The sequence below is a fragment of the Aureispira anguillae genome, from assembly GCF_026000115.1.
Taxonomy (GTDB): Bacteria; Bacteroidota; Bacteroidia; order Chitinophagales; family Saprospiraceae; genus Aureispira; species Aureispira anguillae.
The window spans coordinates 3,803,261-3,818,507 of sequence record NZ_AP026867.1 but is presented as its reverse complement, the minus strand read 5'-3'; the positions used below and the strand labels follow the sequence as shown (position 1 = coordinate 3,818,507).

Sequence of the window (15,247 nt, the reverse complement as noted above, 5' to 3'; positions counted from 1 at the left end):
CTCCCAAAATAGTTTAAAAGTTAGTGATTCTCTGAATTTCAGCGCCTAATTTTAACAAAAAGGATGCGGCACATCTGTACCACATCCCAATCTTTTGGCTCCTTATTTGTCCTTGACTTTCATATCTAGCCCAAGATCTTTAGCCGCTTTGATGGTCATAATATCCATCAAATTCAATGCATTTTGATTTTTGCTAGAACCACCACCTGTCATGATTTGAGGAACCAAAGCACCATTGTAATTTTGAAAAGCTTCTGCCCAGCTTTGTTGAACTTGGATGTAAGCCTCCAATTTTTTATCTAAAGCTCCATCTGCATTCATCATCGCTCTAGTTTTGTAAGATTCTGCATCTGCAAGCGCTTTGATTTTAGCAGCTTCTAGTTTAGCAGCTTCTAGGGCAATTTTTTCTTCTTCTAATTTTTTCTTAGATAACTGAACCCTCGTTTCAGCGCTAACCATTTCCTTGGTTTGTTTTTGTTTCTCCTCGTACTCAATTTCTACTAGGCGGCGTTTACCTTCAGCTTGTGCCGTTGAAGCCTCTTGTTGAGCAGTAATTAAGTTTTGCTTAGAGATAGACTCACGAGTACTAGCGTCAATTTTCTTTTGAAGTTTTTCATCAATTTTAGCATCGTATACAATATTGTCAATCGTAGCCGTTGCTAGTGTGATTTTAAATTGCTGAATTTCGCTCTTATTTCGAACAAAATTACCTTGAGCATCAACCCGCTTTTTGCGAATAAAATGACGCTCAGTTTCTCTAGTTGTGCTATCATTTTTTAGTTCAACAATTTGATCAACCAAGTACTGACCATGCTGCAATTGATCTTGGAAATCTTCCGAAAATTGAGCCATTCCTCCCGAATAGTGTGTTTCAGACTCCATCAACTGAGCTGTAAATTTGAGGCACTCTGCGGTATAACGACTCAGTGCCGTTTCTGCTAATTTGCCGTGTGTTTTATATTCTTTATGGATATGGATCATTTCATCTCCATCCATTGGTAAACGCCAGCGCACGGTAGCCTCTCCATAAGCCTCTGCTGCATCATTAAAACGAATACGGCAGGGAGCATTCCTAACCGATATTTCGGACTGAACTAAGGCGTCTTCACTAATGAAGGCAATCGTGATAACATCAGGATAAGTGTGTGTTTGAGAGAAAAAGCCAGACCAAAACATTCCAGGTTCAAAACGAACCCATAAATTACCCGTTACAGTTTGTATAACTTGCCGATTGCCCGCTATATTATAACCAACAGGATTAACAAAAACGCCCACCATTACCATTAAGAGAGCAACAATACCCGCTATAAACCATTTTCCGTTTCCTTTCATGACAAATTTGTTTTTAAATTAATAAAAGCTTTACTATTATAACTGATAGTTTTACTATTTTGTTCCCGAACTAGAATTTTTTTACGAAAAAAGTAAATGTTTTAGATGCTTTGGCAACCCGTAGGCTCACGCAGTAGCAGCGAAGCTAATTGTGTGGAATTGTAAACTACTTTGCCTGCTTATTACTACTTTTGTTATAAGTTATAGATTGTAAGTCGTATGTCCTGTATTTACAGGAACTAAGCATACGACTTACAACCTATAACTCTCTACTACATGGTGTTACTAGTTCACTTTGTTCATGAGGTCGCAAGCTCTGTTTGGGGTATCAAAGAACCATGTTTTATTTTTGAGCTGTGAACTGAATGATGGAGAAAGCTATTGAGGTTCAATAAAAAAAAGCAACTGCGGAATAATCTTATGAATAGATTATATACAGTTGCTCTAATTACCGAATTAAAAATACTGAAGAATAATTGTCTATTGCTCTTATCAAGCAATGGAGCGGCAATTTTTATTTATTTACATTATTACAATTCATTTCATCATTTATGCCAGTATAAACAAACCTAGGTTTGGCATAAGAGCTTCCCCCTTCATAATCTCTTCGAAGATAACCATCCGCTTCATAACATTTTCCTTCTTTTTTAACGGCTACACTCATGGATAGGTATTTGTATTTAGGAATATCAAAGCTATTCTTTTTAATTCCCCAATCGGAAGAAGTAATCACCACACGAATGATTTTGCCACCATCATCAAAGGAATGATCTGAAGCGAGTTTTTCGTAAGTACTGTTGCTCATTGCTTTTTTGCCCAAACGAACAGCGTCAATAATTCCTTGTTCGTATTCAGCTCTGTTAGCGGCAAATTTTCCGCTATTGATATACTCCTCTAGCATACTTTTTTCTTTATTGATTTGAGTCTCCAATGCATTGGCAGCGGTATGGTCTTCGAGTAAATCTTTTTTGTAATAAGCAAGCGATTTAAGCGGCTTGTCAAAATCTTTCAAATAAGAAGGAGCCGATAGAATATATGCTTCTCGCTCACCATTTTTTTTGTACATATTTTTGATAATAGAAGCCACCTTACCTTCTAAGTTTTCTAATCTTTTATAAACCTCAACCTTAAAGAACTCATCTACTGCCGAAACCATTTTTTGATTGTAACTCCCCTCAAATTCTTTTGGATATTCCGCTTTAAAAGCATCTCGGTTTTTGTAATAAGCTTTGTAGGTTCGTTCCTCTTTTGTTGTTTTTGCTCCAAAGGAAATCCAAGTATGATATGCTTCTAAGTTTTCCTGATGTTTAGCCACTTTGTGATATTTTTCAGCATCATTGGAACATTTTTGATTTAAAGCAGTATAATCGCTATTGAATTGTTTTAGGTATGCTTGATTTTTTTCGGTTTCCTGTTGATTTAAAAAGTCTAAACTTTCTTTAGCTCTTTCTAAATATTTGGCAGCATCTTTATGCGCTTTTTCAGGATTTTGTCGCCATTCAATACTTTCGGTTGTACTTTTAGCGTATCTAATATTTTCTTTTGCTCTAGAATATGCTTTATAGGTAGCATCTTCGCTGCGTTTAGGGCTGCCATCTTTGTTGCGATCATCACTTGACGAACTTACGGTATTACTACTGCTAGAAGAGGTGGTATTGGATGAAGCCTTATTTTTTGATTTAGAAGTAGATATTTTAGGCATTTTGGGTTTTTTAATTTTTATTCCCCCAAATTGTGCAGAAGCAGATAAATATAAACTGATAAATAAAAATGTTAATAAAAATTTTGACAAATTCATTGGTTTGAACTTATTTGGTGATAAAATCTTTGTTTGCTTTTAAGTTAATTTTGTTGTATAATTGCGAATGTACAGTAGTTGCATTGTCTTATCAAGTCAAAAAAGATAATGTTTAATGGCGTTAAAAGTTTGGTTTTTGCTCTTAATTATTTGTAAAACAGCTATTTGGAATGAGTAGGATTACGGTGTTCAAACTCCATGATTTAATAAAATCTTTAAAGAAAGAAGAAAAAAGATCGTTTAAGTTATTTACGAAGCGGTATAACTTAAATGGTGATAGTGTTTATCTGAAGGTCTTTGATTATTTAGATAAGGTAAAGACGATTGATTTGGATAAGTTCAAGAAGAAATTCAAAGAAACGAAGGGGATTAGCGCTATTCAGACCTATCTATATCAACAAATTTTAAAAAGTCTAAGGAATCAAGAAGCCTATCGAAATGTTGATTTGATTTTGATGGAAGGGCTGGCGGAACTAGAGGTCTTGTTTAGTAAGAATTTGCTGGATGTTAGCAAAGAAAAATTGCTAGAGTTGCAAAAAATTGCAGAAGAGCATCATAAAATTTTGTTGTTGCCGCTTATTTATGAATGGTGGTTTAAGTTAGAAAACACTCGATTTAAATACGATAATGTTAGTCAAGAGTTGTTTGAAGAATACAAACAAAAGTACAACAACACTTTTTTGATCTTAAAAGAATATGCTAACTATAGAATTGAGTTGGGGCAGATGGTTTTTGCAATAAATGGGAAATATTCTCGACAACTCTTTGATGTTGCACAGGGTATTATCGCTAATCTAGGACCTTATCAACCCAATTCAATGGGAAGTGTGCCTACCGAAATTGCGTCACTTCAATTGCGTGCTTTTTTGGCTGCGATTACTCGAAATCGTGAGGAGGCAGAACGTTACCAACGATATTTATATAATTTTACCAAGACCTTATCGACAGCAATTAGCAAGGATTATAAGCGGATTCAATACCAAGCATTGGGGAGTTTAATTATTAATGCGCCGACGGTTGATATTGCTATTCCTTTGTTGGAGGCTTATGATCGTATAGAAGCGGGGGAACGAAAATATTTAACGAATACTACCTTTTTATCTATTGTTAGTACCCAAATCCAAGTTTACTTATCTACAGGAGATTTTAAGAAAAGCGAAGCGTACATTAATGCTCTAAAACTAGAAAAAGAATACCCGAACCATACCATTTATTGTATTGTGCAATATCAATTGGCGCTTTGTCAATATGCCAATAAAAATTACGACCAAGCCCTGCAAATCTTAGACGGCTTTTTATTTAGCAAACGTTCACACGAACGATCCAATAGTTATGGAATGATGCTTAAAATTATCATTTTATATGAACAAGGGGAATATTTAATGCTTTCTTCTCTGATGAATAATACTAGAAGAAGTTTTAAGCGGAAAGGAACCTTATTTGAGTTTGAAAAAATGTTGATTTCATTGATGAATCGTTTGATTCGATTGCCCCAAAGTGAGCATCAAGCAAATTTGAGGGCATTTAAGGATAAACTCAAAGCTTTTTTAATGAGTTTACCCAACTATCAAAAGGAATTTCTACTCTATTTTAATTATTGGGGGTGGTTAGATTACCTAATTACCAAACAACCATTTAAAAAGTTATGTTATTGGAGTTTAGAGAGTATAGAAAATGAACTCCTTGAATAACTAAAGAAAAAATCATTTGATTAATTGCTGTGTTTGTTGCAAAACAAAAAGCATTTCTCGCCCAATTTCTTGGCAGGTTTTGTCGTACTCTATCGCCTCTAAGTTGGTATCATCATATTTTTTGGGGTCGGTATAAGGTACTGTTAATTTTAAGTCAGTACCAGCCACCAAAGGACAATTTTGATCGGCATCAGTGCAAACCATAACCGCTGCAAATGCTGAACTAGGATTAGGCGCAGTGGTGTGTTTTTTTGAAAAAGCGATGTAGGGAGATTGATTGACCTGCCAACGAACTTCATAAGCAGGGTTAGCGGTATCATGGTCAGGACGCTTAATTTCTAATCCAATTCTTTGAAAGGCTTGAACAGCTCTAGGATTAAATGCACTAACTTCAGTTCCTCCCGAAAAGGTTCGAATAGGGGGTAAGCCATAGTAGGTCGCTCCAATTGCCAACCACAATTGCCCAAAATGGCTTCGTCTAGAATTGTGCGTGCAAATTACAGTCACTTGGGGGACTTGTTTTGCGTTAATCTTTTGTGATAAATAATTGCTTAGTTGGAGTAGGATGGCTTTTCTTGTTGCAGGAAGCTGTTCAAATCCTTGCTCTAACTGTTGGCAATAATCAATCAATGCCGTATTTAATAAATTTTTTTGCATAAAATTTAAATACTATAAAGCTGCCCAAAAAGTCAAGTTTAAAATATTTTAAATTAATAAAAATCTATAAATGCTTATTTAGTTGGTAGATATAGATTGTTTGTGATTTAATTTGATTGTTTTAAACTTTTTGGACAGCTCTGATGGATTAAGAATCATTAAAAGTAAACAATTTAGCCAGTGTTTTTTAGCAACAACCACTATTCGGTGAGCAGGAATTTTTGTTGGCGATTAAATCGTTGAGATTAACCTTTGGTTTGTTAGCCGCAGGCATGCATTTGTCAGCAGCCAAACAAGCGGTTTGTTTTGCAACAAGGACTAGGTTATTTCCATTAAAATCTAAACCATATTTCCCAATGGTACTGGCTTGGTATTCTACCTCAATCTCAGAGTCTTCAATGCCTAACTTTTCTTCTGATAAGCGAATAATACTTAATAGCTTTTGAGGCTGTAAACTGTGGTCTACATCATCAGAATACCACAATTGAAAATTAACGACCTTTTCTTCTCGGATAACACCACCACAATCAATGAAATTTTTGTGAATAATTCCAACTTCTGTTACATGATAATGACTCGGAATAAGGGTGCCATCAGGTAGTTCAAAGTTCAGTTTTTGAAGATTGGGGATTATGTTTTTTAATGTTGATAATTTCATAACAAATTTATTTTTCGCAACAATTAGAATTAGAATCTTTTAAATGATTAAGTACTCTTGTATAATATTGAACGAGTTGTTCAAAACGATCTTCTGCCAAGCAATAACAAATTGTATTTCCTGAAATTGTCCCCTGGATCAACCCTGCTGTTTTTAATGCTTTGAGGTGCTGGGAGATCGTTGGTTGTGACAAGGGAAGTTCATCGACAATGTCTTTGCATATACAGGTCTTTTGTTTTAGTAAATATTCAATGATCGCTATTCTTGCAGGGTGACCAAGTGCCTTGCTCAATTGTGCAATCTGGTTTTGCGCTTCACTAAATACGTCTGTTTTGGAGATACCCATAGTTTATTGTTTTATTTGTATATTGCAATATTACGATTAACTTTTAAATAAAGCAAGTTTTTGATTAAAAAAAGTCATTCTTTGATCAATCGTGTAGAACCGTAAACTACCTTGCCTGTTTATTACTACTTTTGTTATAAGTAATAGGTCGTAAGTCGTATGTCCTGTATTTACAGGAACTAAGCATACGACTTACGATCGATAACTTTCTTCTAAAACCACATAAACGTAGTGCACGAGCAGTTTGGTATGGGATGCCTAGCAGCGAAGCTAAAAGTAGTTAAAAGCTTACCCTTTTTTAGTGTTTACTACACGAATGGATTTTTTTAGTTCTTAAGCAACTTTATTTATAAAACAACCACTTTCTGTAAATATCTTTTTTTGCCAACTTGAAGACTAAAGATATAAACACCTGTTGTTAGCGTTTGAGTAGAAAAAGAGCTAGGAGGATTGTTTTGTTCTACAATTAATTGGCCTTGTAAATTATAGACTTGGAGTCGAGAAAATTCAATGTCTTTTAAATCGTCTATTTGTAATTCTTGCCCCTGCAAAATAGGATTAGGGAATAAGTGAATGGTTTCGGATTCAAGGTAATTGACCGCAATATTTGTATTGTTATGAAGGACACCAACGGCATCCAAATCAAAGCCACTAGAGGGGAAAGGAGTCGCCCAAGGATCATTAATTTTGACTCCACGGCTATCTCTAGATGCATGACTAGGATGCATGGAACCAACCGCATCAATTAATCGAACATGAGTAATTGCTTCTAAATCTAGAATAGCCGAATCGGCTTGTAGCTCTGCTAAGTCAAAGGGCGTTCCATAATTAGCACGATACTTTCCCGCTAAGTTATAAATTTTGCGAGGGTCAACAGCTCCAAAGCTACCTACTTGCACGTTTGTATCGGTATTAGAAATGGCAGGAAAGCGCACAAAGTTTTGCCCATCAGAACTGACCTCAACCAAAGCCAATTCCAAAAAAGTAGCGTTAAACGCATTTTCAAAAACAACAAAATCAGGCCCATTGCCATTGCGAATAGGATATTCAAAGGTCAATGTCGCCTGACCACCATCGCCTAAACTAACGGTAAAGCCGTCGCCAGCTGCTCCTGTAGCCTGATGAGCTTGTCCAGCGGTTGCTAAGCCTAAGTGAGGCTGACTAATATCCATAGGACCTCGTTGAATAGAACAATTCGTTGCCCAAGCTAAAATGATACTAGAATCTTTGTGTATTGCGGTACTTCCTGCTTGCCCTGCTGCTGCTGCAAATTGGGCAGAAAGGATGGAACTAACCCCCATAAGGAGGACAAATAGACTAATTTTAAAGATGGATAGCATGGCAGCTAGAATTTTAAGAACCAATAATAAAAGAACCCTAATCGGTTAGTTTTCGCAAGACCCATTCTAAGGGACCTAGCTGAAATCTCTTTCGCCAAACAGTGGCAAACAAAAAACAGCAAAGCACACAAATGAAGGCTGCAACTAACGAAAAAATAAGGGAATAAGTCCCCCATTGTTTAGGAATAATTGCAAGAATAAAGAACAAAACCAATACATGTAGGACATAAAAACTAAGTGCTAATTGTCCCGTATGCACCAATAAACGTAAAATTGTAGTTTCTTTAGTCCAATGAGTCGCTAAGATACACAGACAAATTATTATAACAGCAATACTGATCCCCGAAATCATATAATAGGGCAGAGGGGGCATGGGAGCGGTACCACATAAGGCTTGAATATCTTTTAGAGAGAGGGTAGTGTGGTTGTTTAACAGGTTTATGGTGAAATGGGAAAGTAACTGTGTGCCGACAAAGATAAATGAAGCACTGATAAGGGTTTTGATCAAAAAACTTTTCTGAGTTAAATTTTGTCGCCCCAACCACATTCCAAATAGCATAAATGCAACCCAAGGAAACACAGGGTGAAAACCATTGACCAATAAATTTCTAAAAAAGCCTTGTCCTGTCCAGAAATCTAGATATTCTAATTGAGTAAAATCCCACCCTTGCTCATAAGAAACAGCCATTAATAGAAAGGGATAACTTAAGATTAAGACGACAATTAAACTCCCAATTAACAAGGTAGAGGCACTAATTAATGCTATGCTTATTAAAATGTAGATGGCGTAAAAATGTAGAATGTCAGGTGTCCAAATGGTGTAAAAAAGCAAACCAAATAACCATAAAAAAATAGAGCGTTTGATTAGTTTTTTTTGTAAAAACCTGATTTTGGAAAGCGTTCCTTCCTCTATGGCTTTTTTGGACATTAAGCCAATTCCTAAACCAGCTAAGACAACAAAGGTTGCGGCGGCTTTGCCATCCAAAACTCCAACCCAACGCTGTAAATTGGGACTCCCTTGACTCCCTAAAACGAGTTTAAAATTAACGACAATCATTCCTATAATAGCTAATGCACGAGCAATGTCGATTCCTATGATTCGTTTTTTCATATTAAGTGTTGTTGATCAGAAAATAATAAAACAAAGGAAGTTTAAATGGAAAGAAATCTTAAATGAAATCGACGATTAGAACGATTGTGCGGATGACTTGGGAATTGCTGTTGAAGTGTTGAGGGCTTTACTTGTTTGAATATTGATTGGTAAAATGTTTGAAAAATAGCATAGATTTAAAACCTATTATATTCTTATTTCATGAAAATATGGCTATTTTAGATAATTAATCGTATTAATTTAAAACTATTTGTTTTATTTTGTGCATATTTTTGTTTTTGTTGCTTAAGATCAATATATTTACAATAACAAAACATTATAAATAATAATACTCTGTTGATTAGCTCCCTGTTTTTGCTAGTCCCTTGTAGCTTTGGCTACAAACCTACGCAGGTGAGGGAGCTGCGCTTAGTTATTCCCTATGATCGTGAGATAGTTGTTTAGTTTGCTATGCTCATGAGAATAGTTAATGAAAAACATAAAAAAGCATCTTGCATCACTCATGCAATAATGCGATTAGCTTCGCTGCTAGGTTAGCTAGTGCGCTAGCGCTTATGAGCTCCCTGAGGTCGGTTCGTTATCACTCGTGAGCCAGCAAGCTGGGTTTGGGTTTTCAACAGAGTAATGCAATCATAGAGAACAATACTAACTCATTCATTTTAATTTCTGACAACCATGCAAATCAAAAATATTCAACAGTTTCGTACAAATTGGCGCAATGCCCAAGGTTATGATATGCCTAATTGGGATGAAAATTTTATAGGTAGTGGTCACCAAGAAAATAGTGGCTTTTATAAAATGGTCAATGGTATCGTTGAGAATATAAAAGCTGATTTGACACCCAAGTTGCAAAATGCACAAGATGAGCAGGCCATTTATGAATTTTTGCAAAATGCTGCTGATAGCCAATCTACAGAATGTGCTGTGATCTATGACGATACCTTTTTTATGGTTTTGAACAATGGACGAGCATTTTCAGAAAAAGATTTGAAGGCTTTGTTAAATTCTTTCCAAGGAACAAAAGCGGATAAAACTAAGGTAGAAAATTGCGGAAAGATTGGTCGTTATGGGATTGGTTTTAAGTTAGCCTATCGTTTGATGGGAAAATCTGATGGAGCAGAAGAACTACTGAGGGATTTAGCAGGGCCTTTGTTGTTTAGTTGGTATAACAATCAGCAATTTGAAGACTTGGTAAATTATAAAGGTGGGAGTTTGAGTTTGCAAGACAAAATAGAAGCTGAGACTGCCCCTTGGTTATTAAAAATTATCTTAGCTTGTTTTCCTACCTCACCAGATGAGGAAGTAAAGAACTTGGATTATGAAAATCAAGTGCTTTTTAATCAGGAAGAGCTAGGCGATTTGGTTACTTTTTTAAATAAAAACAAAACCTTATTAGAGCAATTTTCCTTAGAACAGGGTTCTTTGTTTTTCTTGAGGTTTGGTCCCAAAAAGCACGAGAAACTAAAAGAATCGTTGCTCAATATTACTTCTGGAATTGGTTATGCAATGAACAATCTAAAAACCTTGGAGAAGGTAGCTTTGCAGGAGGATATTATAGAGAAGTTTGAAACAAAATTTGAACGTTATTCTATTTTACCAGGAACAGAGGATTTTAATAAAATAGATCCTGAATTCCCAACTTGTCCGATTGAAATTTCATTGGGTTTTCCTGCTAGCTTGGAACAAATGCAAGCGTTGAAAGATGCCCCTAGTTTGTATCAATTCTTTCCAATGAGAAATGAGCGGCACAGCATGGCTTATTTTGTACACAGTTCTTCTTTTGCAAAAATAACCGATCGTACTCGACTCGATGACCAAGGGGAGGCTAATATTGAAACGTTTAAATACATTGCCAAGTCACTCAAGCGAAATTTGGATAAATATAAGCAAGAAAATTTAGAGACTTATTGTCATATTTATAAGGCTTTGTTGCTAACCGATCGTTCTACGGAATACGATGCTGAATTAATTAACAAATACCTTTACGATCCTCTATTGGAATATATCCAACTAAATATCCCTACCAATAAAGGTAATTTTTACCTGAAAGATTTAATTATAGCAAAGGGAACAGCCCTACCTATTGAACCAATGAGCTTGGGGATTGGTAGAGAATGGCTGTATTGGACTGAGGTAGAAAATGAAGATGATATTTTACGCTCTGCGGCCAACAATGCAAAACTAGGTTTAAAACGTTGGGGAATTAAAGAATTGATTTTGGAGGCCAATATGAGTCTCTTGAATAATTTTATTGCGAACTTATCAGCAGAAGACTATCAAATTTTTGTTGCCGAATTGAAACGAGTTGATTTTGATGAGGTCTTCTTGGAAAAATTTGGAGAAATTAAGTGCTTTAAGTTTACAAGTACAACGGGGGCCTCTCATTTTTATGCCATTAATGATTTGCAAGCTCAGGAGGATATTTTCTTAATGAGTGAGCGAATGTTGCCGATTAGGGATTCTATTAAAGGGCTTGGCTTTTCGGTTTTAGAATTTAATATTTTAGATTACTCTGTTATCTTACAGCAAATCGAATCACAGTTGGATTATTTGACCAATGATTATGCGTTGTTTGAAAAAATAGCTGCTCGAACGAAAGAGGCCGTTCTTTCTGTAGAACAAAAACATAGTTTGTATGCTTTTTTGAGGAGTTTAGAGGGAGTAAAAAAAGAGGAGCTTCGTGCAGTACAGTTATTTAATAATAAAGAAGGTTTAGCAGCTCCATTACATGGTCTATTACCCGCAGATGCTACTGTAGAATATTGGCTAGAAAATTTCAAAATTGCGATAGAGGAAGATTCTGAAGAATTAGCCGAACAATATATATCCAAGAAAAATAAGTGGGAGACTTATAGCCATATTATTGTGCCATTTTGGTCGGAATTGGTCAAGGGCATTGATGGCGAACAGGAGGAGGAATTATTAGAGTTTTATAATAGTGTAGGTGCATATTTTAAACTAAAATCAGGACAGACCAAATTAACAGAAACAAACTATATTTATACCAATCTTGAGCATGGGTTTTGTAGCCCCAAAGCGGTTTTTTATCATCGCTGTCTCGAAAAAATAAAAGTAGAATATACTGATTTACGTTCTGCTGTTTCTAAAGTCTTAGGGCTAGTTTTACCACATCCTGCTATTTTGCCCATCTTGGCAAATGACCCTTTTAGAACAACTCCAACAACTGCTAGTAAAGAGTGGAAAATGGGGCTCAACGATCTGATTGAAAATTGCAAAACTGCTAATCTTGAACCCGAAGAAAAGAAAGCTTTCTTTATTCTATTGGCAGGGGTTTTATCTCCCAAAGACTTAGCAAAAGTAGAACTGTTCTGCAACCAAAAAGGGGAGCGGATGGTCTTGTCTAAATTAATTGCTTCTACCAAATCTGTTGAGGGCTGGTTGGATGATTATAGAATAGATGTACATGAGGACAGTGTATTATTACAAAATTATTTGGCAAAAGAAACGGATATTTATACCAATATCTTATTAACAGAATGGAATACAATAAGCCAACACAGCAGCGTAACAGCTAATATTCAGCTCTTTTATCAAGGGGTAATGAAATATGCTAGTTTGGCAAAATCACCAAAAACACTAACGACTAGTAATTATATTTTTGTCGATAATACAGTGGGCTTTGTTTCTAATCAGCAGATCTTTTTTCATGCAGAAATGGTAAATGCAGATAAATATGGCGCTCTAAGAACAGCTATTCATGCTTTGACAGATTTGTACACTCCGCATCCTGATGTTTTGCCATTTTTGACAGAGAGTATCATGAAAACTCGGAATGGTATTTTGGCAAAATCGTTGGCTAATGATGTTGTTGTCTTAGAAAAAAATGAAGCGGCTAGTCTAGTACATTTTTTTGAAAAAACAAAAGAAGATTTATTTACATTTTTGTATGTAGTCGAAAATCAAGAAAATTCTCGAGAATGTGAAGTCGGAAAACGAGCTAGAAATATTCCTTATGCTGTTGAAAAAGGACAGCAGGGCTTGGCAGAAAAAATTAATGCTATTTTTGGAGAGACGTATAAATTGTTGCCTACAAAAATGTACAATTCAGCATATCGAAACAAAGGTTTGCTAATTGGAAGCCAGTTGTTTAATGCCATTTCTAAATCCAAAGAGGTTTCGCCAGAATTATTGTCTGCTTTGATTGTAGAAAGTGGTAATGCAGATGTTCAAGAGCAGGTGTTTAGTAAGATTGATAAAATTGTTTTAAAAGAGGGGCAATCCTATAACAAAGATTCTTTTGAACATCAAACCTTGCAGATTTTTAGAAATAAGGATGCAGATCATTCTAAAGTTCGTTCCAAAATCTACATCGAAAATGTAGCAGGAGAATTGTTTAAGTTGAACGATATTGGCTTTGATGAAAATATTACTTTGGTTATCGAACGTTGTGGTAAGTTTAGTTTGAAACTGTCTGAGGTCTTACCTCGTTTTAAAACCATTCAAACGCTTTTGCAAAATATTGCCAACCAATTTGTAGATTATGAAGCGCCTACTGTCTTGCAAAGGCGTTGTTTTGAGGGAGAAGAAAAACACATTAAGGATGTCTTTGATGAATTGAAAAAAGACCATGCTATTCTTGAAAATGCAGCGCAATTGGCTTTTGCCTTATTATATGCTAAAGATAATGATAATAGCAAGTTAATTAAATCCTTTTTGTTGCATACGCTAGCCCCTGAGCCTATAGAAATAAGTGCTTTTGATGCTTTTCATCTGAATAATAATTCATTTATAGATGCCAATGCTATTTTGAATTTGGACTATTATAGTGGTGTGGATGAGTTGTTGAAGATGAAGACCAAAGAAAGTGCATTTAGTTTTGGTTCTCAGAATTTAGTGCATAATCCATATATCGAAAAGAATACGTTTTATTGTGTTCCTGTTCGGTTATTGGAAGAGAATGAAAGCCCCGAAAAATTGCAGTCGGAATTACTCAATTTTTTATACAAGGCTTGGTCAAAGATACCAGATTTGGAGCGACCAATTAGTTTGGATTTAAAAACAGATGCAGAGGGAACACTCGGAGGTTTATTGCCCAATGAATTGGTCTATCCTGCAACTTATGCCTTGATTAAAGAGCGTTTCCCTACTTGGTTGATGGATTGGGTTGGTGAAGAAGAGGAGGAAATAGAAGAGCGAACCATTCAGCCTGATTATGAAATACCAGTAGCCGAAGAAGGTGAAGAGGAGATTGAATTTACTCCACCTGCACCAAAAGTAGTTTTAATTCCTAGAGGCAAGCTTTCGCTGTTGAATGCTATTGGAGTAAACACAGAACGTTCGACTTTAGTTACTGTTCGTAAATATTTCCATACCAATACAGGAAATGCTATTTCGCAAAAACAATTGAATGATTTACGCAATAAAGAAGAGGGATATTTATTACAGACTATTTTTTGGCTACAATCTGAAGGTACTACACTAACTTCTGAGGATGAACGTTTATTTTGGCTGCGAAAACTATACAATACGCTATCTAAAGTAACCAACAATACACCTTTGCCCTTTATTACTAAGGTAGGAGGGACGGCAGAAGAGCCCACTTTTGAATATAAAGTAGATAATCATGCCGATCAAGAATTATATTATTTTGATCATAAGCAGCAACGACAGTTATTTGAAAAATTTGAGATAACAATAGAGCATGTTTTTAATTGTTTGCTGGCTAAAGAACAACATTTCACAAACTTAGATATAAAAGGAGTTGATTTAAGGACAACGAAGGTTGAAAATAAATTGGATATTGAGCGTTTAGAAACCAATGGTCAAGAATGGGGGGCAGATCATTACATGAAATGGCGAGAAAGTTCGGAATATAGTATTCATCTATATGCTGGAAAAATGCCTTATGTGGTTCACTTCTTAGATCAGGTAGTTAAGGAGTATGAAAGTGAAAATGCTGTACTTTGTGATAAAGTGGCTTATGTCAATAGCAACTCAACAAATATAGAAGAGGATCTATTTGCCATTACAAAATACAATGGTTTGACTGAAGCACATTTATTGGGATTACTTCGATTCAAAAATGAGAACAAAGAACAGACAGGAGGACACAAAGTTATTGAGCGAGTGGTTGAGACGGTAGTCGTTGAAGAAGAATTAGCTGCCAATGAGGAAGCCATTGAAAATCCTTCTATTGAGGATATTCAGGGCTATAGAGATCAGAATGTTAAAGGTAAGCTTAAATTGGCTTTTGATCTTGGGGAACTACCTGCTGAAATGCTAGAAGATTTGCTTCAATATGCCAAATCTGCAAAAATGATTGTCGAAAAAAATAAAGTAGACAAGGCTTAATT

The 15,247-nt window shown here is 35.6% G+C and carries 9 protein-coding genes; 2 read left to right on the top strand and 7 right to left on the bottom strand.

Annotated features, from left to right (window positions below; all coding sequences use genetic code 11):
• Positions 1–102: 102 nt before the first annotated feature.
• A complete protein-coding gene (locus tag AsAng_RS14955) occupies positions 103–1,332 on the bottom strand; it encodes an SPFH domain-containing protein (protein WP_264787896.1) in 1,230 nt (409 codons plus the stop codon).
• Positions 1,333–1,846: 514 nt separating this feature from the next.
• Positions 1,847–3,034, bottom strand: coding sequence for a hypothetical protein (locus AsAng_RS14950; protein ID WP_264787895.1), 1,188 nt, complete (start codon positions 3,032–3,034; stop codon positions 1,847–1,849).
• Positions 3,035–3,300: 266 nt separating this feature from the next.
• Between AsAng_RS14950 and AsAng_RS14945 the strand changes: the two genes are divergently transcribed.
• A complete protein-coding gene (locus AsAng_RS14945) occupies positions 3,301–4,821 on the top strand; it encodes a tetratricopeptide repeat protein (protein WP_264787894.1) in 1,521 nt (506 codons plus the stop codon).
• Positions 4,822–4,833: 12 nt separating this feature from the next.
• Here the strand turns inward: AsAng_RS14945 and AsAng_RS14940 are convergent, their stop codons facing one another.
• The 5 genes from AsAng_RS14940 to AsAng_RS14920 all read right to left on the bottom strand — a co-directional run bounded on the left by AsAng_RS14940 (position 4,834) and on the right by AsAng_RS14920 (position 8,933).
• A complete protein-coding gene (locus tag AsAng_RS14940) occupies positions 4,834–5,478 on the bottom strand; it encodes a low molecular weight phosphatase family protein (RefSeq protein ID WP_264787893.1) in 645 nt (214 codons plus the stop codon).
• 187 nt (positions 5,479–5,665) lie between these two features.
• Positions 5,666–6,136 (bottom strand): DUF6428 family protein, encoded by a 471-nt coding sequence (locus AsAng_RS14935; protein ID WP_264787892.1) that lies wholly within the window; start codon positions 6,134–6,136, stop codon positions 5,666–5,668.
• 7 nt (positions 6,137–6,143) lie between these two features.
• Positions 6,144–6,482 (bottom strand): ArsR/SmtB family transcription factor, encoded by a 339-nt coding sequence (locus AsAng_RS14930; RefSeq protein WP_264787891.1) that lies wholly within the window; start codon positions 6,480–6,482, stop codon positions 6,144–6,146.
• 347 nt (positions 6,483–6,829) lie between these two features.
• Complete coding sequence (locus AsAng_RS14925; RefSeq protein ID WP_264787890.1) at positions 6,830–7,822, bottom strand: T9SS type A sorting domain-containing protein; 993 nt, start codon at positions 7,820–7,822, stop codon at positions 6,830–6,832.
• A gap of 37 nt (positions 7,823–7,859) precedes the next feature.
• The gene (locus AsAng_RS14920) at positions 7,860–8,933 is read right to left on the bottom strand and encodes a DUF418 domain-containing protein (RefSeq protein ID WP_264787889.1); all 1,074 of its coding nucleotides are present in this window, start codon (positions 8,931–8,933) and stop codon (positions 7,860–7,862) included.
• Positions 8,934–9,608: 675 nt separating this feature from the next.
• Between AsAng_RS14920 and AsAng_RS14915 the strand changes: the two genes are divergently transcribed.
• The gene (locus AsAng_RS14915; protein ID WP_264787888.1) at positions 9,609–15,245 is read left to right on the top strand and encodes a sacsin N-terminal ATP-binding-like domain-containing protein; all 5,637 of its coding nucleotides are present in this window, start codon (positions 9,609–9,611) and stop codon (positions 15,243–15,245) included.
• Positions 15,246–15,247: the final 2 nt, after the last annotated feature.

Bases quoted from the DNA above. Each gene is read 5' to 3' on its own strand.
- AsAng_RS14935 (WP_264787892.1), bottom strand. From the start codon at position 6,136: ATGAAATTATCAACATTAAAAAACATAATCCCCAATCTTCAAAAACTG.
- AsAng_RS14940 (WP_264787893.1), bottom strand. From the start codon at position 5,478: ATGCAAAAAAATTTATTAAATACGGCATTGATTGATTATTGCCAACAG.
- AsAng_RS14950 (WP_264787895.1), bottom strand. From the start codon at position 3,034: ATGCCTAAAATATCTACTTCTAAATCAAAAAATAAGGCTTCATCCAAT.
- AsAng_RS14955 (WP_264787896.1), bottom strand. From the start codon at position 1,332: ATGAAAGGAAACGGAAAATGGTTTATAGCGGGTATTGTTGCTCTCTTA.
- AsAng_RS14925 (WP_264787890.1), bottom strand. From the start codon at position 7,822: ATGCTATCCATCTTTAAAATTAGTCTATTTGTCCTCCTTATGGGGGTT.
- AsAng_RS14945 (WP_264787894.1), top strand. From the start codon at position 3,301: ATGAGTAGGATTACGGTGTTCAAACTCCATGATTTAATAAAATCTTTA.
- AsAng_RS14915 (WP_264787888.1), top strand. From the start codon at position 9,609: ATGCAAATCAAAAATATTCAACAGTTTCGTACAAATTGGCGCAATGCC.
- AsAng_RS14930 (WP_264787891.1), bottom strand. From the start codon at position 6,482: ATGGGTATCTCCAAAACAGACGTATTTAGTGAAGCGCAAAACCAGATT.
- AsAng_RS14920 (WP_264787889.1), bottom strand. From the start codon at position 8,933: ATGAAAAAACGAATCATAGGAATCGACATTGCTCGTGCATTAGCTATT.